General features: G+C 40.7%; 1 protein-coding gene. It reads right to left on the bottom strand.

From position 1 onward, the window contains the following. Nucleotides 1-136 precede the first annotated feature (136 nt). Nucleotides 137-2,044: a group II intron reverse transcriptase/maturase gene (gene ltrA, locus LI091_RS18250; RefSeq protein WP_154781075.1), complete on the bottom strand. Its 1,908-nt coding sequence runs from the start codon at nucleotides 2,042-2,044 to the stop codon at nucleotides 137-139. Between the last annotated feature and the right edge of the window lie 712 nt (nucleotides 2,045-2,756).

Here is a 2,756-nt window from a genome sequence, read left to right as displayed (position 1 = left end):
GCCTATAGTGATAGGTAAGGTTTTGATATTATCTCCACCTTTTCCCCCACTTCACACCGGACATGCGACTTTCACCGCATCCGGCGCTCCATCGATTGTCTTCACGAGACATTTAATCAGTCACCAAATTTAAGTTTTATATTATTGCTGACAGGTTCGCCTGCTCTCGCAGACTATTGATTTTCACGAGCATCTTTTTTGTGATATTGAGTGTTTTTATCAGGTCTTTTATTACTGCTTGGGGCAGTTCTTGTAACAGAATCAGATATTTTTTGTGAATCAGAACCATGTTTTTATATCTTTCAAATCCACCAAGTGCTCTTGGTACTTTGAGCCATACAGCTACATGTTCCGCATCTGCGAATTCTTCTCCACTGATTGCACATTTTCCCTTTTGAGCAGAAAATAAAGATATTTTACTGTCATGGTATTCTGTGCTATGACCAACGGATATTTTTTCTCTCAGTCCTTTCAGAACATACTGATTAAGGTTAAGTTCTGTATGAATCGGAGCACGACCTTCTTTTGTATAACTACAAACGATTGATCGCTTCGCCATCGGTATTTTATTTTTGATGAATGCAATCGGATAGATCATCTGGTCAATTCCTGAAACATATCGAATCATTTTTGACTGTCCGAATCTTTCCTTTTCTGCTTGGGTGATAGTTCCACCCTCATGTTTTAGCATACTTCCTGTTTCTGTATTTAACCTGTTCGTCAAAACTGTCATTACTCGCCTATGGAGTTCTCTGCAATCAATACTGATACAGGTGGCAAGCTGATAGTAATTCTGTATGCCTAACACCATAGAGTTATATAGCTGAATTTCTGATAAACAACTTTTTTTCTCTCTGGGTTTTGCGATGTTTTTCGCTTGTTCCACTAGCTTTGCTCTTTCAATTTCAACCTTTTTGTCACAGATTGCCGACTGCACCACATATTTATGATGCTTCAGCCTTACCCTTATTTTGAATCCAAGAAACTCTGACCACCGTTTTCTGGTGTTCACAATCCTTGTTTTCTCAGGGGACACCTCTAATTTCAACCTCTCTTCAATCCACGCCGTAACCGCTTCTTTTGTCCTGACTGCGTCCTCTTTCGTTCTACAGAAAATCCTAAAATCATCCGCATACCGAATGATATGCATTTCTTTCATTTCTGTGTTTTTCATAATCCTATAACCATGGCTTTTATCAAAAACTTTAGTTTTTCCGATTATTCTTTCTCGCCCTCTGCTTATAGCAATCGGATTTTCCTCCCATTGACTAGCTATCCACCAATCCAATTCATTTAGAACGATGTTTGCCAGTAGTGGTGAGATAATTCCTCCCTGTGGTGTACCCTTGTTGGGCAGTACCGTTGTATTATCGGGCATTTTAATTGGAGCTGTTAGTATTCGCTTGATAATAAAAATCAGCGTTTTATCATGGATACCCAGCGACCATATCTGTCTGATTAACTTGCTATGATTTACGTTATCGAAAAATCCTTTAATATCAAACTCAATAACATAATGAAGATTCATCATTTGAAGCATGGTGTAGGTTCTGTTAATGGCATGTTCAACGGATCTATTCGGACGAAATCCATAACTATTATTGCAGAACTTTGCTTCGCAGATTGGTTCCATGATCTGCTTGATACATTGCTGTATCAACCTATCCCATATGCATGGGATTCCCAGCGGACGTGTTTTTCCGTTTGGTTTCGGGATATCTTTCCGTCTTACAGGCTTTGGTCTGTAGCCGTGTTCGCTTCCCGTAACAATAAATCTCACTCTTTTTACCACATCATCAGGAGTTTGACTCCCAATATCTGTGATGTTCTTTTTGTCTGTTCCTGCCGTGTAGCTGCCTTTGTTCGCTTTGATGTTTCGGTACGCAAGTAAAATGTTATCCCTGCTCAGTATCAAATCCATAAGATTCTCAAATACTTCACCGTTCTGACTTTTTTGATATAGTTCATCAAAAGTACCTTGCATTCCGTAGTACTCCGCATGACGCAGGTCATCTACACATAATGTTTTACTTTTCTTTGGCATAAGGCATCACCTCCTCTCGAAAGTGACCCTTTTGGTCTTACTCGTAATCCTTATCATTAGACTGAATAATGCCTGTTTATTTCAACCGACTTGTGACCATTCCTCCGAGTTCCTCTTTTTCGCAGAACTCATCATAAGTTCGATCACGGCTTTTCAGCACCAGTTCACCTGCTTATTTTCTTCGTCAGGCTATCCTCTAATGGAATCTGGTGCCTTTCCACGTTCCGATAATCCTATCTGTACATATATCCTTAGATCTCTGCTATAGTCCTGTCAGCTTGGATGTGCCTGTAACACAACATGGTCGTTCGTAGGGCGAATTTCTACTGAACCACACTGACTGCGCTTTAACGCACCCATACATTTCTATATGGTCTTCTTTTAGAACCGTACATTCGCAGTTTTCGTCAGTTTACTCGCCAAAGTAAACATTCTAATCATAGATATTTTATAGATCCTAGACCTATAGGTAGCGCACCCCACCTCTGGGGCGTTTTCGAGAATCTTTTGGCAGATTCCTACGACTACTCTCGGTCGTTGTCACGGAGCTTCTCACCCCAACCATTACAGCTGACGCAAGTCCGTCAAGGATAGACGTTTCAGGGCGTTACCCCATCATTCCACCTATCGGATTACCAGTTCACAGACTGGTTATGATTTAATAAACCAACACTGTGCGCAGACTTTTTACCGCCTGCGAACGTGTCGCACT

Origin of the sequence: Blautia sp. MSK20_18, from assembly GCF_020553125.1 — a bacterium.
Lineage (GTDB): Bacteria > Bacillota > Clostridia > Lachnospirales > Lachnospiraceae > Blautia_A > Blautia_A fusiformis.
The sequence above is the reverse complement of the archived record's forward strand: the minus strand, read 5'-3'. Positions and strand labels throughout refer to the sequence as shown.

Excerpts from the sequence above, each read along its gene's own strand:
- ltrA (WP_154781075.1), bottom strand. The coding sequence starts at position 2,044 with ATGCCAAAGAAAAGTAAAACATTATGTGTAGATGACCTGCGTCATGCG.